The organism is Prevotella ihumii (assembly GCF_900155655.1).
GTDB lineage: Bacteria > Bacteroidota > Bacteroidia > Bacteroidales > Bacteroidaceae > Prevotella > Prevotella ihumii.
The window spans coordinates 2643824-2666564 of the sequence record NZ_LT706987.1; the positions used below are offsets into that span (position 1 = coordinate 2643824).

At 42.1% G+C, this 22741-nt stretch carries 18 protein-coding genes and 1 pseudogene; 10 read left to right on the top strand and 9 right to left on the bottom strand.

Annotated elements, in window-relative coordinates:
* Nucleotides 1-53 precede the first annotated feature (53 nt).
* From CZ367_RS11575 to CZ367_RS11585, 3 genes are all read left to right on the top strand, one after another.
* Nucleotides 54-2273: a C10 family peptidase gene (locus tag CZ367_RS11575; protein ID WP_077196996.1), complete on the top strand. Its 2220-nt coding sequence runs from the start codon at nucleotides 54-56 to the stop codon at nucleotides 2271-2273.
* Nucleotides 2274-2567: 294 nt separating this feature from the next.
* Nucleotides 2568-3848 carry a clostripain-related cysteine peptidase gene (locus tag CZ367_RS11580; RefSeq protein ID WP_077196997.1) on the top strand — a complete coding sequence of 427 codons (1281 nt, stop codon included), beginning with the start codon at nucleotides 2568-2570 and terminating at the stop codon, nucleotides 3846-3848.
* Between the two features lie 701 nt (nucleotides 3849-4549).
* Nucleotides 4550-7366, top strand: a complete 2817-nt coding sequence (locus CZ367_RS11585) for a triple tyrosine motif-containing protein (RefSeq protein ID WP_237581704.1) — start codon at nucleotides 4550-4552, stop codon at nucleotides 7364-7366.
* A 109-nt stretch (nucleotides 7367-7475) separates the two neighbouring features.
* Here the strand turns inward: CZ367_RS11585 and CZ367_RS11590 are convergent, their stop codons facing one another.
* On the bottom strand, nucleotides 7476-8426 hold the full coding sequence (locus CZ367_RS11590) for a DUF7017 domain-containing protein (protein WP_077196999.1): 951 nt from the start codon (nucleotides 8424-8426) through the stop codon (nucleotides 7476-7478).
* A 131-nt stretch (nucleotides 8427-8557) separates the two neighbouring features.
* Between CZ367_RS11590 and yfcE the strand changes: the two genes are divergently transcribed.
* Nucleotides 8558-9100: a phosphodiesterase gene (yfcE, locus tag CZ367_RS11595; RefSeq protein WP_077197000.1), complete on the top strand. Its 543-nt coding sequence runs from the start codon at nucleotides 8558-8560 to the stop codon at nucleotides 9098-9100.
* Nucleotides 9101-9429: 329 nt separating this feature from the next.
* Here yfcE and CZ367_RS11600 read toward each other — a convergent pair whose 3' ends face one another.
* The 3 genes from CZ367_RS11600 to dapB all read right to left on the bottom strand — a co-directional run bounded on the left by CZ367_RS11600 (nucleotide 9430) and on the right by dapB (nucleotide 12490).
* A complete protein-coding gene (locus CZ367_RS11600) occupies nucleotides 9430-10053 on the bottom strand; it encodes a WbqC family protein (RefSeq protein ID WP_077197001.1) in 624 nt (207 codons plus the stop codon).
* 10 nt (nucleotides 10054-10063) lie between these two features.
* Entirely contained in the window at nucleotides 10064-11602 is a 1539-nt protein-coding gene (locus CZ367_RS11605) for a S26 family signal peptidase (protein WP_077197002.1), read from the bottom strand.
* Nucleotides 11603-11734: 132 nt separating this feature from the next.
* Entirely contained in the window at nucleotides 11735-12490 is a 756-nt protein-coding gene (gene dapB / locus CZ367_RS11610; RefSeq protein ID WP_077197003.1) for a 4-hydroxy-tetrahydrodipicolinate reductase, read from the bottom strand.
* Between the two features lie 157 nt (nucleotides 12491-12647).
* On the opposite strand from dapB, the gene CZ367_RS11615 reads away from it, so the two are divergent.
* The 4 genes from CZ367_RS11615 to dprA all read left to right on the top strand — a co-directional run bounded on the left by CZ367_RS11615 (nucleotide 12648) and on the right by dprA (nucleotide 16278).
* Nucleotides 12648-13241, top strand: coding sequence for a calycin-like domain-containing protein (locus tag CZ367_RS11615; protein WP_077197004.1), 594 nt, complete (start codon nucleotides 12648-12650; stop codon nucleotides 13239-13241).
* Between the two features lie 145 nt (nucleotides 13242-13386).
* Nucleotides 13387-14682 carry a DUF2851 family protein gene (locus tag CZ367_RS11620; protein ID WP_077197005.1) on the top strand — a complete coding sequence of 432 codons (1296 nt, stop codon included), beginning with the start codon at nucleotides 13387-13389 and terminating at the stop codon, nucleotides 14680-14682.
* 26 nt (nucleotides 14683-14708) lie between these two features.
* Nucleotides 14709-15128: an acyl-CoA thioesterase gene (locus CZ367_RS11625; RefSeq protein ID WP_077197006.1), complete on the top strand. Its 420-nt coding sequence runs from the start codon at nucleotides 14709-14711 to the stop codon at nucleotides 15126-15128.
* A gap of 25 nt (nucleotides 15129-15153) precedes the next feature.
* Nucleotides 15154-16278 (top strand): DNA-processing protein DprA, encoded by a 1125-nt coding sequence (gene dprA / locus CZ367_RS11630; RefSeq protein ID WP_077197007.1) that lies wholly within the window; start codon nucleotides 15154-15156, stop codon nucleotides 16276-16278.
* 636 nt (nucleotides 16279-16914) lie between these two features.
* Here dprA and CZ367_RS11635 read toward each other — a convergent pair.
* The 4 genes and pseudogenes from CZ367_RS11635 to CZ367_RS15175 form a co-directional block, all read right to left on the bottom strand.
* Nucleotides 16915-17667: a DUF4625 domain-containing protein gene (locus CZ367_RS11635; RefSeq protein ID WP_084793515.1), complete on the bottom strand. Its 753-nt coding sequence runs from the start codon at nucleotides 17665-17667 to the stop codon at nucleotides 16915-16917.
* A 63-nt stretch (nucleotides 17668-17730) separates the two neighbouring features.
* The gene (locus CZ367_RS16505; RefSeq protein ID WP_144005986.1) at nucleotides 17731-17865 is read right to left on the bottom strand and encodes a TonB-dependent receptor; all 135 of its coding nucleotides are present in this window, start codon (nucleotides 17863-17865) and stop codon (nucleotides 17731-17733) included.
* Nucleotides 17866-17872: 7 nt separating this feature from the next.
* Nucleotides 17873-18043: pseudogene (locus CZ367_RS15730) on the bottom strand (TonB-dependent receptor plug domain-containing protein); the annotation flags it as partial.
* Between the two features lie 319 nt (nucleotides 18044-18362).
* Nucleotides 18363-18719, bottom strand: coding sequence for a hypothetical protein (locus CZ367_RS15175; RefSeq protein WP_144005987.1), 357 nt, complete (start codon nucleotides 18717-18719; stop codon nucleotides 18363-18365).
* Nucleotides 18720-19109: 390 nt separating this feature from the next.
* Here CZ367_RS15175 and CZ367_RS11645 point away from each other — a divergent pair, with 390 nt between their 5' ends.
* A complete protein-coding gene (locus CZ367_RS11645; protein ID WP_077197009.1) occupies nucleotides 19110-20021 on the top strand; it encodes a phosphate acyltransferase in 912 nt (303 codons plus the stop codon).
* A 5-nt stretch (nucleotides 20022-20026) separates the two neighbouring features.
* Nucleotides 20027-21088 carry a butyrate kinase gene (gene buk / locus CZ367_RS11650; RefSeq protein WP_077197010.1) on the top strand — a complete coding sequence of 354 codons (1062 nt, stop codon included), beginning with the start codon at nucleotides 20027-20029 and terminating at the stop codon, nucleotides 21086-21088.
* Nucleotides 21089-21439: 351 nt separating this feature from the next.
* Here the strand turns inward: buk and CZ367_RS11655 are convergent, their stop codons facing one another.
* On the bottom strand, nucleotides 21440-22690 hold the full coding sequence (locus CZ367_RS11655) for a M16 family metallopeptidase (protein WP_077197011.1): 1251 nt from the start codon (nucleotides 22688-22690) through the stop codon (nucleotides 21440-21442).
* Between the last annotated feature and the right edge of the window lie 51 nt (nucleotides 22691-22741).

The following is a 22741-nucleotide window of genomic DNA, read 5'->3' on the forward strand; positions in this document are numbered from 1 at the left end:
TTTTATATATTCTAATTTCATTACATTTTATAATCTTAACTACCATTATTGCTATGAACAAGAAGTTTCAAAAACTATTCAGTGCAGCATTTGCAGCATTGGGGTTGACGATGCTTAGTGCTTGCTCGGATAAAGTAGATGGGTTAGACACTACAGTCAATAACGACGTGTATGTAAGTCAAGACGAAGCTATTGAGATTGCAAAGCGATTTATCAATAGTACAGGACCTGAAGGAGCTATAACTCGTGCAGCTTCAGGAGGCGAACTTAAAGTCGTAATGACCGATATCAAGCCCGGTACACGTGCAGAGGGTGAAGCACATCCTTCATACTATGTTATCAATTTAGACTCAACTGCATTCGTTGTAGTATCGGGTTCTAAGGTTACATATCCAGTACTTGGATACTCTTATACAACTCCTTTTATCACAACAGACATTCCTGATGGTGCACAAACGATGCTTAACGACCTCGCATCTGAGGTGAAGTATGCTAACAAGCATGTACAGCCATCAGCTGCAACAGAGAATATGCGCGAAGTATCATTGGCTCCTGTACCAACTCGCGCTGAAGCTCTTGTAGGTCCATTGTTGGGCAATATTAAGTGGAATCAGCAACCTTATTACAATAAGTATTGCCCTTATGGCTGTCCTGTAGGCTGCGTTGCAACAGCAACAGCTCAGATTATGCGTCTTTACAAGTACCCAAAACGCGGTCAAGGTTATCATAGCTACCGCTCTTCATATGGTACTTTGTCTTTCAATTACGACTATGACATCAATTGGAACAATATGCCTGCTGCTCGTTTGAGAGGTCCAAACGATGACGTAGCTAAGTTCTGCTATGGTGTGGCTGTAGCTTTGGATATGGGATTCAGCACAAGTGGTAGTGGTACTTGGCAACAGTACGTACCTCGTGCATTGAAGACTTATTACAAATATCCTAATAATGTAACAAACGCAGAACGTAGTAATTACTCAGCAGACCAATGGGCTGCCCTTGTAAGACGTGAACTTGATGCAGGTCGTCCTGTACAGTATTGCGGTGGTGGTACAGGTGGTGCACACTCATTCGTATGTGATGGTTACACTTATAATGATTACTTCCACTTTAACTGGGGGTGGGGTGGTATGTCAGACAACTACTTCCGTCTTTATGCGCTCAATCCTGGTTCATTAGGAACTGGTGGTGGAACTGGTGGTGGTTTCAACTGGAACCAATCTATCGTTGTAAACTTTGCTCCTCCGGGTGGAAGTGGTGTAGATCCAGACCCTAATCCAAATCCTCAACCAAACCCAAATACAGGCGATTATGAGAAAGCTTGGGGGCAATATTGTGGTAGCACTTACATTCGCAATGTACAAGTTGGCAATGTAAGCCAGCAGTCTGCAAGCAGCCGTAGTGGCTATGCTTACAACCCTTCAATTCCATTTAGATTGACTGCAGGTGCATCTTATCCTCTCCGATTAGTACCAGGTTTCTCTGGCAGTGCTTATCAGGAATATTGGACTGTATGGATTGATTACAACAACGATAAGTCGTTTGCTAATAATGAATTGGTAGCTTACGGTATATCTGAAAGTGCAGCTGGATTGACTACAAGATTTACTGTACCTGCTACAGCTTCTACTGAGAAGTTGCGTATGCGTGTATGTATGAGTTGGGGAGGCTATGCTAAGGCAGTAGGTCAGTTCACATACGGTGAGTGTGAGGACTATGATGTTTACGTGTCAGGTAAGATTAATCCAAATCCACAACCTAAGCCAGACCCTAAACCCAAACCAGATCCTAAGCCAAATCCAAAACCTAACCCAACACCAAACCCTACTCCTACGCCAACTCCAAAGACAAGTTATTGTAAGAGTGGTTCAACAAGTCCAAGCACAGCTTGGATACGTTACACACAAGTAGGTGGTATTAGCAATTACTCATCTACAACTTCAGCGGGTTACTCAGACTATTATAACAGCAAGGCTACTTATGCTTACAATGGTTATAGCTTGCGTTATACATTGAGTCCTGATGGTCGGTCGGCTAAGAACTATTGGCGTATTTGGATTGACTTCAATAACGACAAGGAGTTTGACAGCTCTGAAATGGTACTTGAAAAGGCTGATTACGGCAGTATCTATGGTTACTTTACTATGCCTAAGGGCTTAGCAAGGGGTTACTATCGTCTGCGTGTTTCAATGAAGCAGGGCGGTTTTGCTGACTCTTGCGATCGTTTTGAAGTAGGTGAAGTTGAGGATTACTCAATTTATGTTCGCTACTAATATAATACTTTTATCATAAATACTTCATACCCCAGTGCAGAGTGCGAAACCTTTGTGCTGGGGTTTTTCTCTTCTTCCAACCCAATATTATCTATTGTGTTGCTATGCTCTTTCTTGCAAAATGATTATCTTTGTACTTTAATACTTGACTAAAAGCAATAAAACAGTTGCTAAATAGTTAATTAAAACAAGGATCAATCCTTATTTATGAATAGAGAAATAGCTGTCCAAAGTAGGCTATATCGTTGATGTTGCGTTTGCCCTTTACAGCCATAACCCCCTAAAAACAAAGTTATGAGATATACTTTAACTCTTCCCAACTTCCTCAAAAAGCGAAGCTCTTCCTTATCGCTTGCCCTTCTTTGTGTATTGATTGTAGTCTTTGCATTTAGTCTTACATCGTGTCACAAAGACCACGACGATCCTCCTGCTCCAACTTATAAAAAGGAGAAAACCATCTTTGTATATATGCCTTGGACAGGTTCGCAGAGCAATCTGTACTCTTATTTTAAGAAAAATATAGAAGATATGAAGAAAGGAGTGGTGAAACAAGGTGGTTTGAAACAAGTAAATCTTGTGATTTATATTGCTTCCTTGCGCAACAAAGCCCATCTTATAAAGGTGAGCTATGAGAAAGGAAAATGCACCAACGACACCATTGCCACCTATAACGATGGTGCAATGGAAACAGCCGATAAGCTTTCAAGGCTGTTGAATAAGGTGAAAAGTGTTGCGCCTGCACCTATTTACGATATGATAATAGGTAGTCACGGTGTAGGGTGGATTTATGCTGACGAAGCACCTCGATATATGCGCAATAAGATTGTTGCTGCAAGGCGCAATAATTTGTTGAAAGGACTTCCTATTACACGTCAAACTCGATACTTTGGCGGAAGTGATATAGAAATGGACATCACCGAATTAGCAGAAGGCATTGCACGTTCGGATATGCAACATCTACAATTTCTCCTTTTCGATGATTGTAATATGGCAAATATTGAGACGGTTTACGATTTGAAAGATGTTACCGATTACCTCATAGCGTGCCCGACCGAGATTATGGGGCACGGAATGCCTTACTATGAGATGTGGCAAGACCTCTCTACTACATCGCCTAACTACAAAGGAATGGTAGACAATTTCTATCAATTCTATTCTAATTATAAGATTGGAACTGAAGAATATCACTACGGAACTATATCGGTAGCCGACTGCCGACAAGCCAATGCAATGGTAGAATTGCTGTGTACCATTCATACCGATTATCCTTTAACTACCGAGATGGAAACCGAACAAGTGCAAGTGCTCGATGGTTATGCACCTCCGATGTTCTACGATTTCAGCGACTACATTCATCAATTGTGTAAAAATCCTACACTCATAGCACGCTATGATGAGATGATGAAACTGCTTGTGCCTTATGAAGCGCATACAGAAAAATATTATTCGGCGTTAGTTAACAATGGAGTTCATTATATGCGAACCTGCTGTGGACTTACCATTTCAGCACCTTCGCACAACGAGATGGTAAAACGTAGTAAGGCAACGAGCTGTTTTTATCGCAATTTTCAATAACGAGGTGCGGCTTTTTCCCAACCTTCGAATATGCCAAATGTGAGGTGGTGCGTAGCATCGCCTCACATTTGTTTATGGAAAAATAGGACAATGTTGTTATGTGCTATTATCTCTTTTATTGACACCTTTAATATATTGATATTCAGCGGTTTACAATTGTTTTGCGAAACATATATGTTTTGCCCTCCCAAACATATATGTTTTACCCTCCCAAAGTTGAACTTTGACCACCTCAAACATATATGTTTGAGGTGGCTAAAGCTTATGGTACATATTCTTATCCCTCCGTTGGTAACATATCGAACAATATGTTATTCACCTATTAGTGCCCCACTTTTTATTTGCCTTCTTTGCCCTTTTGAGTGCTTTCACATTTTCCTTTATCATTTCATAATAGTACTTATTTTCCTTTCTGTATTCCTCTTTTTCTTGTGCTATGCAGAATGTTCTTACCTCACTTTTTATGTATCTTTCCTTGATGAGATACAAGTATAACTATCAGTAAAACAAGTGGCTTGTTGAAAAAATATCAAAAAAACATACTACTTCGTTGCACAATCTAAAAAAATAAAGTATCTTTGAACGGAATTAAAGAAGATATACGGCATAATAATATGAAAACCAAAAGTATAATTTTATTATCATTATTACTTTTTTGTATTGAGACATTAGCTCAAATCCCTATTGTGCGCAACTTTACTATGGTAGACTATTTTGGGGGCACACGAAATTGGAAGATAGGGCAGAGTGGAGATGGAAAGATGTTTTTTGCTAATAGTCTTGGGCTTTTGGAATACGATGGAGACATTTGGAAGAATTATCCCATTCAGAACAAGTCCATTGTGTACTCGCTCTATTTTGATGAAGCTAAAGATGCCATATATATAGGCGGAACAAACGAGTTTGGATTTTATAGGCCTCACCCACAAACTCACAAACTTACTTACTCCTCTGTTTCAAGTTTGTTGCCTACTACTCAACGCAGTTTTGGCGATGTTCGCAATGTTCACGAATACGAAGGCGAGAAGATATTTGTTACTCCTACCTATATATTTCATCAACGCAAAGATGGCTATGTGGGAACTATTCGCTTGCCTTATCAGGTAGATATGAGTTCGGTGGTGTACAATCAGCTTGTTATCTGTTGTAAAGAAAATATCTTTCGTTACAAAAACGGGCGTTTAATTCCTCTTCCCGGGTTGGAAGAATTGAAAGGAAAGGTGGTTCAAGCCGTATTGCCACTGTTCAATAAGATGCTCTTCGTTACCGAATATGACGGTCTTTACCTTTACGATGGTAAAACGCTCTCGCCCTATATCCTTGATATTACTCCTCAATTGATGGCTTCCGACATCAATTGTGCTACTGTTTCAGACAACTATCTTGCCTTTGGTACTTATCGTGATGGACTTATTGTAAAGGATTACCTTACGGGAAAGACCTACTTCTCTAACACAATGACGGGCTTGCAAAACAACATTGTGCTCGCTGTAGAGTTTGACAAAGACCGCAATCTGTGGTTGGGCTTAGACAATGGCATATCCTACGTAATGTTAGAAACGCCCTTCTTCGACCTATTGGGCAAGAATAACACCGTAGGAACAGGCTACACATCGCTCATTAGCGGCGATAATCTTTATCTTGGTACCAATCAGGGACTTTATCGCACCAATTCATTGCGCGCAAATATCAATGGACACGATGCGCCAGTGGCTATCAATAACATTTCGGGACAAATATGGAGCCTCACCAATATTGATGGACACACGTTATGCGGTGCTGCTAAGGGTGGTTATATCATAAAAGGCGATAACGCACAGCGCATAGATACGGTAGAAACGTACAAGTTTAAACCGCTCAAAAACCATCCTGGATATATCCTTTCTACAGATGCAGAGGGATTTAAGGTGTTGAAATCTACTCCGCAAGGTGTAACCATTGTTAACCGAATCAAAGGCTTTACAGAGGTAGGGGGTAGGTTTGAAGAAGACACCGATGGTACTATATGGGTGACCAATTGGCAGAAAGGCATCTATCACCTTTGGATGTCGCACGATATGACACAATTCTCTAAGATAGAATACTTCCATCGCAAAAACGGATTGCCTCAAGATGATAACAATCTTATCACAAAGATAAAAGGGCACATTTACATAACCTCGGTTGATGGTTTCAGACATTACAACAAGGTAACAGGAAAGTTGGAGAAGGACGAAACAATGAATCGCATCTTTAACATTAAGGGGCAAGCCCTCAATATTACCGAAATGCCGAGCGGAAAGCTATGGATTTATAAGGAAAACTACCTTGCCATAGCCACCCCTATTAAGAATAGTTACGCTATACAACAATTCCTTTATGGCAATCTTGTCAAGCGTTTGCAGATGACATCAGGCACAATTGGTGTGCTCAATGACGACTATACGATGCTCAACTATGATGGTGGATTCTTTGTAGTTTACAACGGATACAAGAGCAAGCCCATCGATTGTCCTTTCTACATTCGTTCGGTGTTCAGTACAGCTGGAGATAAGGACTCTTTAATCTATGCCCATTCTATTGGAAATAAGGATAAAGAGATTAGTATTCCACACTCATTGGGGTCGTTACGCATCGAGTTTGTAATGCCTGAATATAGAGACAGCAAGGCTGTAACATATAGCTGTTTCCTTGAAGGGTACGACGACAAATGGACAGTGCCTCAAGCCATAACAAACAAAGAGTACACCCAATTAAACAAAGGCCACTACACCTTCCGTGTAAGAGCTCACAATCTTATCTCTGGAAAGGAAAAGGAAATAAGCATAGAACTCCACATTGAGCCTGCTTGGTACGAAACTTGGTTTGCCATATTCATCTATGTTGTGCTTGCCATAGGTGCATCGTTCTGGATTTTGCGTTATGCTCACGAGTGGTCAAATCGCCGTCTTATTCGCCTTAACGAGGAAAAGGAAAGACAGTTAAAACAACAACAAGCCGAGTTCTTGATAGAGGAACAAAAGCGCGAAAAGGAACTTGTAAAGCTTCGCAATGAACAGCTTACCTTGGAATTGAAGCATAAATCGGGCGAGTTGGCTGACTCTACAATGAATCTTGTACGCAAGAATGATATGCTGCAAGCCATAGACAAGCAGATGGAAATGCTGTCCGAAGGCGTTAGAAGAGAAGAGCCTAAGACGGTATTGACCAAGAAGATAAACGACATACGTTGTGAAATTAAAAGCAATATGACAGAGGACGACAACTGGGAAAAGTTCCAAGAGAACTTCAACTTGGTTTATGACAACTTTATGCAGAAACTCAGAACCCAGTTCCCTGACTTGAAGAAGAACGACCTCAAGCTCTGTGCTTATCTAAGGATGGGGCTTTCGTCTAAGGAAATGGCATCTCTGCTCAATTCATCGGTGCGTAGTATCGAGACAGCACGCTATCGCTTGAGAAAGAAACTTGAGTTGGATAGCGGTGAAAACCTCACCAACTTTATTCAAAACTTGGACGATAAACAGCCTGAAGAATAAGCTTTAGAAATGATAAGCTATACAAAAGGGACGATAAACTGCTGAGGTTTGTCGCCCCTTTTTTCTGTTGACAGAAGTGAAAAGACATTTCTTTTTGATGCGTAAAGCTCTACGTATTGGGGTAAACAAAGTTGTTGATAAACTGTGTTACTACCATCTCTTGCTGGTGATAGAAACTCTTTTGGTCTATATCGGTTACGGGCGACACATCTTGCAGACGCTCCACAAGGTTCTGCATATCCCACGTTATGGTGAAGCCTGCTTGTTTTCGGGCAGCTATACAATGGTCCAACTCGTACCTTGCACGAGCTTTGTCTACGCTGTAAAGCATTTCGGCTAAGGAGAAGCGTGTGCGTTGGCGAAACTTCTCTTCCCTTTGTGTGGTGATAGCTCTTGTCAGTAAGGCTATCTTTACATTATCCTCGTTGACCAATCGTGACAACTCTAAGTAGAGATACGATTGACGATGCTTCTTTAGGAGTTGACAATAGATGGCTGTGGCACGCTGCTTTTTGCCCATAATGGTGTAAATAATGGCTTTATAGCGTTGCACATTCATATTGTATGGGCAGTGTTTTATGGCTTCAGCCAATATAGGTGCAACCTGTAAAGCCATATCTACGGTAGGCTTATCGTTGAGCTCCTTGAATACCTTTCCTACAATGCGCAGCCCCAAAGAAGGGGTGGGGTGACCATTGCTTTGTCCCGATTTCCAATCCTCTTCATCGAGCTTTTCTATGCCCCATTTGGTGATAAAGGTAAGCATAGAGAAGGTTGTATTGTGGTCGAATACAAAGAGAGCGGCTCTCAGCATCGTGGCTTGCCCTCTGTGGTCTTTATCGTCCATAGTGGGATATAGACGCAACAGACTTTGAAATATCTTGTAAGCCTCTGCTAAACGGCGTTGTTGGTAGCGCAATCGCATCATATCTACGCCCACCCAAAACATTGCAATGGTGGTGTAATGTCCTTTATGGTTGGCATAAATTGGCACTATGGCTTGGTAGGCCTCCTCTATTTTGCCTTGCTTTCTTAGTTCGAATACGTCTCTTACTTCCATATTGTCTTGGTTTTTAGTAATATACACTTACGCAAATATAGGAATATTATTTCGTAAAAGAAAATAATGGAAAGCAAAAATGTAGATTTATCACAGAAAGATAGTAACTTTGCCGAAAAAGAAACATCGAAATGAAATATTTATTGGTATCGGATATACACGGCTGTTTGCCAACGCTCCAGACCGTGTTGCGCTTTTATGATGAGCATCAGTGCGATATGTTGTGCATCTTGGGCGATATTTTGAATTATGGACCACGCAACTCCATTCCCGAAGGAATTGACCCTAAAGGCATTGTAACATTGCTCAATGAGCGTGCTGAAGACATTGTTGCGGTGCGTGGAAACTGTGATGGAGAGGTAGACCAAATGCTCTTAAACTTTCCTTTGCTTGGCGATTATCTTGTGTTAGTGGACGAGGGGAAGAAGCTATTTTTAACTCACGGACATATATACAATAAGGAACAGCTGCCTAAAGGCAAGTTTGATGCTATTGTTTATGGACACTCTCACCTCTGGGAGCTTACTCCACAGGAGGGCACAATGGTATGTAATACGGGTTCAATCACCTTTCCCAAAGGGGGCAACGAACCTACGTTTATGACTTACGAGAAGGGTGTTTTCACTTGCTACAATCTAAAAGGCGAGGCTCTCAAATCGGTATCGTTGGGCTAAAGTGCCTTGTTCTGCCTATCCGAAGAGTAGAACAACGCACTATTGGTTCGAATGTTAGAAAATCATACTTGTAACTATTTGACAATAAACCGATTGCAATAGCGTTCTAAAACATATATGTTTCACCACCCAAAACATATATGTTTTACCCTCCCAAAGTTCAACTTTGACCTTGTCAAACATATATGTTTGGCTTTTCAAAGATTGATGTTTTGTTTTTGGAATGTCAATAGAGGGAAAATAGAACAACCCATTGAAGGAATTAAATACGTGTGAAATTAATTCTTTCAATGGGTTGATGGGTTAGAGAATTGTCTACTCTAACAGATTTATAAATAAAGTATTGCCTCGTTTCCCATATTAAACAGCAAGTCTAAGATGCTGAGATTGGGTTCGAAAGCATATTTTTGCTGAAACACTTGATAGTATTTCTTGGGTTCAAACTCGTTGTCTACGGCAGGATGTTTGGGATTAATGGCATCTCTAAAGTCGATGAAATCGGCATTTTTCTCCATTTTCGCCGTGTTAACGTATTCGTTTGTGAGTTGAATATTAGGTCGCACATCAAGCAAAGCACACATTTGGTGCGTTATTTCAAGGTTGAAATCGAACAGATACTTCCATCGCTTTTCAAAGAAAGGTCGGAGGTCGTCTTCGTAATACTCGAAGAACGGACTCTCGTTGTACGATGACAGCAATGCGTTCCAATGCTGATGACGCCAATTGTCGTGGTCGCTGATGCGCACATCCTTCATCTCACACTTGCTTCCGTCAAACTTCTCTATCGGAATAGACAAGGTCTGTCGTCCGTTTGCTGTGGCTATAACACAGCGGTTGCGATAGGTTTGCTTCACAAAATGGTCGTGTTGCTCTATCCAACATTCGCTGTGTCGGTTCAGTTTCTGATACCACTGAATGGGCGCAAAATAGGCTGATGAAAGGAGTGCAGTCATTCGTTACGCCTTACTTGATATTATCTACCCAAGTGAAAATTCTGCTCCAACGTATTCCGCCTAAGCCCTTTCGGTCGGGGTCGCTCGACCACCAGACAAACAAAGGTTTGCCCACGATGTGGTCTTCAGGTACAAATCCCCAATAACGACTATCGGCTGAGTTGTGACGATTATCGCCCTGCATCCAATAATAGTCCAACTTGAAGGTATAGCTCTTTGCCTCCTTGCCGTTGATAAATATCTTTCCGCCCTTTACTTGTAGGTCGTTGCCTTCATAAACCTTGATACAACGCTCGTAAACAGGTAGGTTTTCCATTGTCAAGGCTATGCTCTTTCCCTTTGCAGGTATCCATACTGGGCCATAGTTGTCACGTGTCCAATGCTTCCAACCTAAGTCTGAATTGCGTGGATAGTTAGACCCTGTATAGATGTCCTTATCGGTTACAGGGCGAATACTCTTCACTATTCCACGGCTCTTGATGGCTGCAAGGGCTTTCTTGGTTAATGGCATATAACCGTCGTATTGTAGGCACGCTTGGTTGAGTATCATTCCGCGGTCTACATCGTAGCCGTGTAAGCGTGTCAAACTTTGAACATCTTCGGTGCTAATTTTGTTCTCCTTGCGGAAATCGTCAAACTGTTCACCTAACAAATCGGCAGCCGAAACGCCGTTAAACTTGATGAAATAAGTGTATTGCACTTCTTCTGGTTCTTTGTTGGCTTTACCATCAAGATACACAACCTTATTCTTTATTTGCAACGTTTGCCCAGGTAGACCTACACAACGTTTCACGTAGTTTTCTCTTCGGTCGGTAGGGCGCGAGTCTATCGTACCAAATGTACCGATATTACTTGCTATGTAGTTGCGTCCAAGTTGATATGCACGATTGTAGAAGTCGCGCTGTTGCAAGGCATTACGCTGTTGTTTAGCCAATTTAGGGTTCTTTTGCATCAACAAACTTGTACCCATTTCGTACACCATCTGATAATAATCGTTCGCCTGATATTCAGGTTCGCTCATTATAGTGTCGCCCGCAGGATAGTTGAACACCACAATATCGTTTAGCTCCACTTTGCCTAAGCCTTTCACACGACGATAGTCCCAATGTGGAAACTCGATGTAGCTCTTCACGTTGATCAATGGCATAGTGTGCTGAGTGAGTGGCATTGTGAGTGGAGTTTGGGGAATACGGGGGCCATAGCTCACCTTTGACACGAAAAGATAGTCGCCTGTAAGCAACGATTTCTCCAACGATGATGAGGGAATGACGTAGTTTTGGAAGAAGAAAAGATTGATAAAGTAGACTGCTACCAAGGCAAATACGATGGCATCAACCCAACTCATTACAAACTTAACAGGACCTTCAGCGTCTTTCCACCACTGCCAACGTATCTTTTTAGTGATGTAAACATCGTAAATAAATGGAACTACAATAAGTCCTAACCAGCTCTTCACCCATACAAGGAACAAGAGATAGAGAACTGTGACTGCAATAAATTTTGCCCATTGTTTCTTTGGATTAAGTTTTTCTTTTTCTTTATCAATCATTGTTGTTTATTGTTTTGCAGGTTTTCGACCTACCTTTTTATATTCGTATCTTAATGTTTAACATGTTCGGCTTCTATGTGTTCTTTCTGTTATTTCAGCCTTTAGCGCAGAAAAGCCGATGTTGCGTTGTGTTTAAAACTTGAACAAGTCGCTTGTTGTCAGTAGTCCTGTGTGGTCTTTGGTGTATTCTGCAGCCAAAACAGCTCCAAGTGCAAAGCCTTTACGATTATGTGCATCGTGCGTAATGGTGATGCTGTCGGCTTCAGAGTCGTAGCAAATGCTGTGAATACCTGGCACTTCGCCACGTCTAACCGAAGCTATGGCAAGCTGTCGCTTGTCCTCGCAGTTGGCTTCTATGTTGCTTCCGTCTGCCAAGGTTTGCTTTCCTTTCACCCAACCTTCTTTTCTGTCCATCTCTTCGATGATGTTTTCGGCCAAAGTGATGGCTGTTCCCGATGGCGCATCAAGCTTATGAACGTGGTGAGTTTCCTCCATTGCCACATCATATTGTGGATATTGGTTCATTATCTTTGCCAAATAGCGGTTTACGGCTGAAAATATGGCAACCCCAATAGAGAAGTTGCTCGCCCAAAACAAGGTCTTTCCTTCTTCGTCGCATAGACGTTCTATCTCTGCTTTGTGGTCGTTCATCCACCCTGTCGACCCACTTACAACCTTCACATTATGAGCAAAGGCCTTGAGATAGTTGCCGTAAGCAGCCGTTGGAGTTGTAAATTCTATGGCGACATCAGCCGATGCAAAAGCTGGCGAATTGAAGTCTTCTTGATTGTCAGCATCAATCTTACACACGATTTCGTGTCCACGATTGAGCGCAATCTGTTCAATCATTCGCCCCATTTTGCCATATCCTATTAGTGCAATTTTCATATTTTAGTGCATTTAAATAATGTAGAATGCAAAGTTAAAGCAAATCATAGATAACACAAAATATATTTATGAATTTTAAAAGGTTTAGGAAAAACTTTCTATAATTTTGCAATTAAGAACTTTTGCAGTAATTTTGCACTCTAAAAAACAATAATTTATGAAGAAACTTTTTACATTTTTACTCGTATGCGCTGTTTCATTGACAGCGTTTGCAACAGATTTCAAAGACCAGCTCACTGTAACTGTTTTTGGAAGTACCAAAACTCAAGAAGCTGTAATTCAGCTTGACAAGCAGGATAATGGTAAATACACCCTCCGTCTGAACAACTTTAAATATAGTACAATGGCAATTGGTAATATCGTTATTGCTGATATTGACGGCACGACAGCAGCTGACGGCATCTTAAACCTTACCGCTGACAAGAAAATAAAGATAACAGAAGGCGACGATAGTTCGGTTACGTGGTTAGGTCCAAAGCTTGGCGAAGTGGGAATTAAGCTCTCTGGAAAGCAGTCGGGCGATAAATTGTATGCCAATCTCCAAATAGCAGGACCTATGGGAATGAAAATTGGTGTTGTCTTTGGTGATGAGAAGAACATCACAAATGGTATTAACGAGGTGAAAGCTACCCATTCCCTTGAGCCAAAAGCTATCTTTACCCTTGACGGAAAGCGTGTTGAGGAAATGAAAGAAGGCGAAGTTTATATCGTAAAATATAATGATAACACAACCAAAAAAGTGATAAAATAATTTGCGCAAATCAATATGCACACGCTTCTATGTGTACGTATAAGTGTATATAAAAATAACTTGCAAAAGCTAAAATTCCTGATAACCGACTGCGTTATCAGGGATTTTTAGTATATTTGCGTTCGCAAAAAGAAAGAACAAGGTTATGGAACAACTCCTCCATTACGTATGGAAGCACAAGCTATTTCCACTCCAACAGCTCACCACCACCGATGGCAGAGCCGTTGAGGTGATAGATACAGGCTTGCACAACCGCAATTCTGGTCCCGACTTCTTCAATGCAAAAGTGAAGATAGACGGAACGTTGTGGGTGGGGAATGTGGAGATACATAGCCGAGCGTCCGACTGGTACCTGCATAAGCACGAAACCGATGCCCACTACGACAACGTTATACTGCACGTAGTGGAAACTTCCGACACAATGGCAACCACCCTTAAAGGCGAAACCTTGCCTCAAATGGTTCTGCCCGTGCCTGCCTTTGTGCGTGAAAACTACCAACTCTTGCTTTCCACAGCCGATTATCCGCCTTGTTACAAGGTAGTTCCCACGCTCTCCCGACTGATGATACACTCGTGGATGAGTGCCTTGCAGACCGAACGCTTAGAACAACGCACCCTTAAAATACAAGCTCGTGCAGACCAAAGCACAGGCAATTGGGAGGCAGCCTACTTTGTTTCTTTAGCACGCAATTATGGTTTTGGTGTCAACGGCGATGCTTTTGAAGAGTGGGCAAACCACATTCCGCTCACCGCCATAGCCCATCACCGCAACAACCTTTTCCAAATAGAAGCCCTCTTCTTAGGTCAGGCAGGTTTATTATCGGACGATGCCATTCCGCAACGCCACCTTGAAGTCGCCAAAGAAGAAGGATATTGGGACAAACTACGACAAGAATACCGCTTCTTAGCCCACAAATTCTCGCTCAAACCTATGGATGCAAACCTATGGAAGTTTCTTCGCTTGCGTCCACAGAACTTTCCGCACATACGTATCGCCCAGTTGGCAACGCTCTACTATGAACGTAGGTCAGAGTTGGCTTCACTTATCGATTGCACAACCACAGCCCAAGTGGTAGAATTGCTCCAAACGCACGTTACGCCCTATTGGGAAACGCACTACACTTTTGGAGCTCAGAGCAAGCAAAGCAAGAAGCAACTCTCCACAGCGTCCTTGCAATTGCTTATCATCAATACCGTTGTACCGATGCTTTTTGCCTATGGACGCCACAAAGGTAACGAACAATTGATAGACCGAGCCTTCAGTTTCTTAGACCAACTGAAACCCGAAACCAACCACATTGTGCGAATGTGGGAAGCCGTAGGTCTGTCTGTCGACAATGCAGGCGACTCTCAAGCCCTTATACAATTGAAGAAAGAATACTGCGACCGCAAAGAATGTTTGCGCTGCAGAATAGGATATGAATTTTTAAAACTAAAGTAAAACCAAAGTAAAACAAAATTAAACAGATGAAAACAAACACGGATTATATTTTTGAAACACGTATGGAGGTACGTGATTATGAATGTGACATTCAGGGTATTGTGAACAACGCAAACTATTTGCACTATACAGAGCATACTCGACATAGATTTATAAAATGGTTGGGCGTAAGCTTTGCCGAATTGCACGAAAAGGGTATCGACCCCGTAGTGGCACGAATGAAGTTGGATTATAAAACTCCACTCCGTTGTGACGATGAGTTTATTTCTCGTCTCAATATGCGCAAGGAAGGTGTACGCTATGTTTTTACGCAAGACCTTTATCGTGCTGCCGACGAAAAACTTTGTTTTCACGCTGAAGTAACATTGGTTATTCTTACCAATGGTCGTATAGGTGAGAGCAAAGAGTATGATGAGGCTTTTGCCAAGGTTATACCTATGCCCTAAATAAAGTAAACCAAACAAGCCTTATATGAACCAAGAAGCACTCCGCACCATAGCCCTAACACGGTGTAGCCCCTTCGCTTTGTCAGGTCTGTTACAGCTTTATCAGCGTGCAGGCTCTGCCACAGCGGTGGTAGAAAACTATGCCGACATACGTAGCATATTGCCCGATGCTTCGCAACACCTCATTGACGGACTGCAAGCGATGCCCTCTGCCTTAGCAAGAGCCGAGGAAGAGGCTGCCTACTGCGAAGAAAAAGGCATTGAGGTACTCACCTTTAACGCTGACAACTATCCACAACGTATGCGCGAATGTGTGGATGCTCCTTTATTGCTTTACTATAAGGGAACTGCCAACCTTAACGCTCGCCGCACTATCAATATCATTGGAACGCGCCATTGCACCACCTACGGCCAAGAACTGATACGTGTTTTCACCCGCGAACTTAAAGCTTTGTGCCCCGATGTATTGATTTTTAGCGGTTTGGCGTATGGGGTTGACATCTATGCTCATCGTGAAGCATTGACCAACCAATTAGATACCGTAGGCGTATTGGCACACGGCTTGGATACGCTTTACCCACGTAGCCATTACGATACAGCACGTCAGATGACCCGCCAAGGCGGATTGCTCACCGAATACACCACACGCACACAGCCCAAAGCACAAAACTTCGTGCAGCGCAATCGCATTGTGGCAGGCTGTTCTGATGCTACGGTGCTTGTTGAATCGGCTTCTAAGGGCGGAGGACTCATCACTTGCAGCATAGCCCGTAGTTATGCACGTGATGTGTTTGCATTCCCTGGAACTATTGGCGCACCTTATAGTGAAGGGTGCAACAATCTTATTCGTGACAACAATGCAGGTCTTATAACATCGGCTAACGACTTTGTGAAGGCAATGGGGTGGGACGAGGACGTAAAATTGGCGAAAGCTCAACGGAAAGGTATAGAGCGGAGTTTGTTCCCCGAACTTTCTGCTGACGAGCAAACCATTGTGGGCGTGCTGAAGCGTAACAACGACTTGCAACTCAATCTACTCTCGGCACAAACAGGCTTGCCTATTTCGCAGCTCACAGCCCTCCTTTTCGAATTGGAAATGAAGGGTATTGTGCGCACAATGGCAGGGGGAAGCTACCACTTATTAGGATAAAGGAAGAGTTAATATGTGTAAACAATTGTTTAAACATAAATCTCACGAATAATCAACAAAATAGGATTGTGAAACATAAGATAGACCGATAGAATGGGAAAAATGGAACGAAAAAGTCTCAAAGTTCAACTTTCACAATCCCAAACATATATGTTTTACCCTCCCATAGTTGAACTTTGACCTCCTCAAAGTTCAACTATGGGAGGGTAAAACTTACTCTTTGTTTCGGGTTAATTGGTTTGTTTTTCTTGATTTTATCGACTTTCTATTGCACATCTTCTGTATCTTTTATGCAATTATCTGTGTGTCAATAGCTTACAATTGCACATAAATTAACCCCCGTTTTCTGCATTTCTTTTCCCTTGTTTCAAAAGTGGTTGCTCTCATCGAGTTTCACGTTCAGTATTTTAACTTTTACCCGTCGGTTTTAAGAGTTGTTTGCAGTTGATCTTTCCCTCTAATTTACCTACTCTTGATACACAACTCTGTTTAACCCAAATCGGTCGTTAGACCAGTCGGACTTGTCTGACTCGTCCGACTGGTCCGACTGGTCTAACGACCGATTTGGGATTTAAAAAAAAAGAGAGCGTATGCAAGCTGTGCTTAGATATAACGCTCTCCGTGCATTTTTTCAGGTTATTTAATGGTAAATCCGTCAATACCTACCATATTTTCAATGCCTTTAGCGTCTTTTACCTTGAATTGGAAATGATATTCGCCAGACTTCATATCAGCAGGAATAGTAATTGTTTCAAGGAAATGCCCCTTTGTCTTGCCCTTATACTTTGTCATAACAGCTTTATCGAGTGCAATTTCTACTTTGCCATTAGTACCTTGGAACTTCATTTCAATTTCGCTAATTTCGTTTACAACTTCGAGCATTGCCGATACAATAACCTTATCTTTAGGAGCTGCATATTTCAAATCCTTGCCTGTAGAGTCTTTAATGGTGAGCTTTCCAATCTTTGGAGCATCTTTACTAATCTTATAAAGGTTGAGCATCTTAGCTACTTTCTCGATGTTTCCAGCCTCGTCTATAACGTTGAAAAATACCTTGTATCTACCTTCAGGAATGAATGCAGGAATGTCTATATGTTCGTGGAAATCAACGCTTGCTACACCTACATACTTGCCAGAAGTAAAAGGCATACCATAAACTCTATTGCCTTCAATATTGAGAAACTCAATATCAATAGCTTTAATCTTTGCAGGTGCATCGATGTGACACTCTATGCGGAGGTCTTTACCAAGAATTGCTTGGCCTTCGTGACCAATTTCTAACTTTGTAATGTTGATTGCTTTTGGTTTTTCATCTTCGTTACAAGATGTGAGCGACAAAGCTAAGACGCTGAAGAGTGCCATTGCACAAACTAAAAATTTATTTTTCATTGTTTTAAATGTTATGAGGCTGTGCCTCGGTTTGATAATTTTGATATTTAACTCGTTGTTGTTTTAAAAGTCGAGACCTACCATTAAGGCTATGTTGCGACCAGGTTCGGGCACATCTATTAGCCTGTAAAAGCTGGTGTGGCCGTAGTATTTGCGGTTCAAGAGGTTCTCTGCATTGAGACTACTGTCGGTTGGCACTCATTGCCACAGCCATACGATTGAAGCCCAAACCACGAATGGCAGGCTTCGACTGACCCGACCCAATGCTCATAGCCTTGACCCCTGGGACGCCTTTGAGCGACTGCATAAGGCTGCCAGCAAAGTTTGTGCGCAAGAAGTTGCGGTCTATGTTGACGCTATTTACCGATGTACGCATCTGCAAGTCTTGCTTTCTGTTGCCTGTTACTGTGACGTCTCTCATTACAACAGTAGTATCTTTGGCTTGGCTAATATTCTGTTTATGCGTATTATAGGTGAAAGTTTTCGCTGTAATAAGCGAAGGTTGTATGTACCCAATACCCATTGACAAAATAAGAACCTTTGAAGCTTTATTTATTGTCATTCTAAAAATCTTTTGTAAGCATCATAGTCATTGCAACGCTCGGATAGAGGGCTTTCTTGCAATAGATTAGACTAAAAACCTGAAAAGGCTCAACAAAAACCTAAAAAGGTTTAACCTTGATTAGTATTATAGGTTAAGCAAGGGCAAATAGGGGTGGAGCTCGCAAGCTGCGATGATGTATCTCTATGTTAAAAACCGTTATAAATATAAAGGGTAAGGCTATAGCGATGAGGGGTAAAGCTGGCATCTCTACGTGGAGAATGTTTGCTTTCGAGAATTGTAATAGTGCATAACTACATAGCGCACACGTAGCCGAATGGTGGTCGGAAACAGAATGTTTGCACGATACTCTTAGACCTTTGTCATAGTGGTGTGCGATGTGAGACTGGCAAACGTGAAGCGTGCGCAAGCCCATAGGTAGTGTGAAAACCACCAAAAGTAGCCAAGCCGCGAAGGTTCGGTGTGTGCTATTTGCCTTATAACCTCTCATAACTGTTTTTGTTTGCACAGACTTTAACACCTGAAAAATAGGCGATTGCGACTATTTCTTGCAAATTTAGAAAGTTTTTCGCAATACAACAAATAACTTTGAGATTATTACTCACAGATTAACATTAGTTATAAAAGCAAATAAAAGAGTTTTTTTTCGTCCTCAATTACGACGTTTTTTGCTTTATAGTTCTACAGATTACACACATTAAGGTAATGTGTGCAGAGTGACGAAAGGAAAGAAAAACCCTATTTATTCTATTTTTTTTATATTATTTGTATAAAAAAGCAACTTTTTTTTTGCACAATAAATAGCTTTTTGTATCTTTGCTGACAAACAAAACAGAACAAGATAAAAACAAGTAATCTATTTTTTAATCTTACACCATCTATGATGCAACCAACAGATACCATAGTAGATTTCCGTCAATTGGTAGACCATTTGGCTGAAACAAAGACTCAAAAACAAGTAGCAGTAGCGTGGCCAGAAGACGAACACACACGTGATGCAGTAGAAATGGCGGCTAAAGCAGGCTTTCTTGTTCCAATTCTTGTAGGTTCGGAACAAACTAAGGCTAAGTATGAAGGAAAGTTTGAAACCATCGTAGTTGATAGTCCAGAAGCTGCATCTGCAAAAGCGGTTGCGCTTGTACGAGAGGGAAGAGCGCAAGTATTGATGAAGGGATTTGTGAACACTGATGTATTGCTCCGTGCCGTATTAAACAAAGAGACTGGAATATTACCCAAAGGTAGCGTATTGACCCACGTTTCAGCAGCTAAGATACAAGGTTATCCTAAGTTGTTGTTCTTTACCGACCCTGCTGTAATTCCATATCCTACCCAAGAACAGCGCATAGCACAGGTGCGTTATGTGGCCGATTTCTGCCACGCATTCCACATCGAATGTCCTAAGATTTCGCTCATTCACTGTTCTGAAAAGGTAGACGAACGCCATTTCCCATACACCCAAGGCTATCTTGAGCTCAAGAAAATGGCGGAAGAAGGTGCATTGGGTAAGTGTATTGTAGATGGTCCGTTAGACTTAAAGACCTCGTGTTCGGCTGAAGCATTGGCAACAAAGAAACTCGAGTCTCCTATTGGTGGCGAGGCTGATGCTGTAATTTTTCCTGACATAGAGGCAGGAAACGTGTTCTACAAAACCATTACCCTCTTTGCAGGATCCGAAACTGCAGCCGTGCTTCAAGGTACTGACGTGCCCGTAGTGTTGCCAAGTCGTGGCGATACCATCGAATCGAAGTTTTACAGCTTGGCACTTGCAACGATGATAACCAAATCTAAGTAAAATATATGTATAAGATACTTGCAATCAACCCTGGATCTACCTCTACCAAGATTTCGGTGGCTAACGATACCGAACTTGTATTTGTAGAGGATATAAAGCACAAAAGAGAGGATATACAAAAGTTTGAAACCATCTTCGACCAATACGAATATCGCAAGCAACACATACTTGCTGAACTTGAAAAGCGTGGTATCGCATTAGATTTTGATACGTGTGTGGGACGTGGCGGACTCTATAAAGCCGTACCCAGCGGTGTGTTCCGTGTTACCCAAGAGATGATAGACGACCAGAAGAAAACCGAGCACCAACACGCTTGCGACCTTGGTTGTATGTTGGCTTACGAGATAGCTAACCTCATTCCAAACTGTCAGAGCTTCATAGCCGACCCTGGTGTGGTGGACGAAATGGCACCCGAAGCCCACATCTCAGGTCATCCTTCAGCTCCTCGCATCTGCATTTGGCACGCACTCAACCAAAAGGCTATTGCTCGCAGATATGCACGCGACATCAACGATAAGTATGAAAACCTCAATCTTATTATTTGCCATTTGGGTGGTGGTATCTCTATCGCAGCTCACGAAAAGGGCAGGGCTATTGATGCCAACAACGCATTGAACGGTGAAGGACCTTTCTCACCAGAGCGCACAGGTTCGTTGCCAATGAACGAAATCATACGCCTTTGCTTCCATAGCGGAAAGACCGAGGAAGAATTGGTGCGTGTGGTAAGTTCGCAAGGAGGTTTGTTGGCACACTTAGGCACAAACGATATGCGCGAAATACAGCAACGTATAAAGGACGGCGACAAGCAGGCAGAACTTGTAGTGTTGGCTATGGTATGGAATGTGGCTAAGGCTATTGCTGCCGAAGGTGCTGTATTGTGTGGTAAAGTAGATGCTGTACTGCTCACAGGTGGATTGGCTTACAGCGAAATGCTTGTAGGTATGTTGAAGAAGCGCATAGAATACCTTGCACCAGTGGTGGTTTACCCTGGTCAAGACGAAATGCTTGCCCTTACAGAGAATGCAGTTGCGGCATTGAACGGTGAGCGTGAAATACAAGAATACTAATCTACTGACGATTAGAAATACTTATACGGGCTCACCATTTCAAGTCTTAAACCACTTGAAATGGTGAGCTTTTTTGTTTTATAGTTTATGAGGGGTAACAGAAAAATAGATCAATCAGTTTTGAAATAATAATATAGAAATAGCTTGTCTTAATCTATTGTAAATCAGAGTTTTATAAAAGTAGTTGTCAAAGTTCAATTTTCACCACCCAAAACGTATATGTTTTGCGTCTTAAAGATTGATGTCTTGTTTTTGAAAGCTGCAGAGAGGAAAAATAGAACATAAAAAATGCGCAACCCTTATATGAAAGTTACGCATTCGTGTCATTGTTGTTTTGTTCACACTCGCACCTTATTTATAGATAAGTGTGGTAAGTCGGTGGTCGGTAAACAATTCTTTTGCCACTGCCTGAATATCGTTTGCTGTTACCTTATCTATATTGGCGTAAAGATTAGTAATGTCTTTTTCCCACCCATAATGCAGATAGCTCTTGGCAAAATCGAGGGCAAAACTCTCGCGATTGTCGCACGCTATACCTATCTGACCCTTGATTTGCTGCTTGGCTATCTGAAGCTCTTCGGCAGTCAAGGGTGTTTCTATCACTTGGCGCAACTCCTTTTTGACTAATGCTATACACTGATTGATGTCCTTAATATCGCAGCCGAAATACACACTCCACATACCCGTGGTACTGAACGATGCAAAGGTACTCTCTACGGTGTAAACCAATCCGTGCTCTTCGCGCAACGAAAGGTTGAGCCGAGCACTCATTCCAGGACCTCCAAGAATGTTGTTGAGCAGATAAAGGGCTATGCGCTTCTCGTTGTGTACATCGTATCCACGTGTGCCAATCATAACGTGCGCTTGATGTGTGTGCTTGTCAACGACAATTTGCTTTGCTTCGTAGCTGTCGGTAAGCGGTGAGGCAAGGACTGTGGCATCTTCGTACGGAGTATGGGGGTGAAGCGGTGACGACTGTACAGCGGCAGTAAATTGTTTTAAAGTATCTACCACAAATGCAAAATCGATGTCTCCATAAACAAAGAAAACACTATTTTCGGGGCGATAAAATTTGTCCGTGAAACATTTTGCGTCTGCTGTTTTAAAGCCTCGAATGGTTTCGGATTTTCCAAGAATACTATGCCCTAAAGGGTGGTTTTGGAAGAGAAAATTCTCGAATTCATCGTAAATAAGTTCGGCAGGGCTATCATTGTACGACTCTATCTCATCGCATATCACCTCCACCTCCTTGTCTATCTCGCTTTGAGGATAAGTGCTGTGAAACACTATGTCGCTCAGTAGGTCGGCAGCCAAGGCGAAATGCTCTTTTAAGATGGCAGCGTAATACACCGTTGTGGTCTTTGTGGTGTACGCATTGAGGTCGCCACCCACCGATTCTAAGCACTTTATGATGTCTATGCTGCTTCTTCGTGCTGTGCCCTTGAAGGTTGCGTGTTCGCAAAAATGGGCGATACCCTCCTCGTGTGCAGCCTCTGAAGCCGCACCTGCATTGATTTCGTACCCACAATATACCACTGGCGATGCCGATGGTAAGTGTATGATACGCAATCCATTTGCTAATGTTATGGTGTTATATTTCATTCTACTTGCAAAATTACGTAATTTCTTTTTGAAATGTGGGCGATTTGTGGT

Coding starts and splice junctions, on each gene's coding strand:
- CZ367_RS11635 (WP_084793515.1), bottom strand. CDS start 17,667: ATGAAAAATAAATTTTTAGTTTGTGCAATGGCACTCTTCAGCGTCTTA.
- CZ367_RS11585 (WP_237581704.1), top strand. CDS start 4,550: ATGGTAGACTATTTTGGGGGCACACGAAATTGGAAGATAGGGCAGAGT.
- CZ367_RS11620 (WP_077197005.1), top strand. CDS start 13,387: ATGGAACAACTCCTCCATTACGTATGGAAGCACAAGCTATTTCCACTC.
- CZ367_RS11590 (WP_077196999.1), bottom strand. CDS start 8,426: ATGGAAGTAAGAGACGTATTCGAACTAAGAAAGCAAGGCAAAATAGAG.
- dapB (WP_077197003.1), bottom strand. CDS start 12,490: ATGAAAATTGCACTAATAGGATATGGCAAAATGGGGCGAATGATTGAA.
- dprA (WP_077197007.1), top strand. CDS start 15,154: ATGAACCAAGAAGCACTCCGCACCATAGCCCTAACACGGTGTAGCCCC.
- CZ367_RS11655 (WP_077197011.1), bottom strand. CDS start 22,690: ATGAAATATAACACCATAACATTAGCAAATGGATTGCGTATCATACAC.
- CZ367_RS11605 (WP_077197002.1), bottom strand. CDS start 11,602: ATGATTGATAAAGAAAAAGAAAAACTTAATCCAAAGAAACAATGGGCA.
- CZ367_RS11580 (WP_077196997.1), top strand. CDS start 2,568: ATGAGATATACTTTAACTCTTCCCAACTTCCTCAAAAAGCGAAGCTCT.
- CZ367_RS15175 (WP_144005987.1), bottom strand. CDS start 18,719: ATGAGAGGTTATAAGGCAAATAGCACACACCGAACCTTCGCGGCTTGG.
- buk (WP_077197010.1), top strand. CDS start 20,027: ATGTATAAGATACTTGCAATCAACCCTGGATCTACCTCTACCAAGATT.
- CZ367_RS11625 (WP_077197006.1), top strand. CDS start 14,709: ATGAAAACAAACACGGATTATATTTTTGAAACACGTATGGAGGTACGT.
- CZ367_RS11600 (WP_077197001.1), bottom strand. CDS start 10,053: ATGACTGCACTCCTTTCATCAGCCTATTTTGCGCCCATTCAGTGGTAT.
- CZ367_RS11615 (WP_077197004.1), top strand. CDS start 12,648: ATGAAGAAACTTTTTACATTTTTACTCGTATGCGCTGTTTCATTGACA.
- CZ367_RS11645 (WP_077197009.1), top strand. CDS start 19,110: ATGATGCAACCAACAGATACCATAGTAGATTTCCGTCAATTGGTAGAC.
- yfcE (WP_077197000.1), top strand. CDS start 8,558: ATGAAATATTTATTGGTATCGGATATACACGGCTGTTTGCCAACGCTC.
- CZ367_RS11575 (WP_077196996.1), top strand. CDS start 54: ATGAACAAGAAGTTTCAAAAACTATTCAGTGCAGCATTTGCAGCATTG.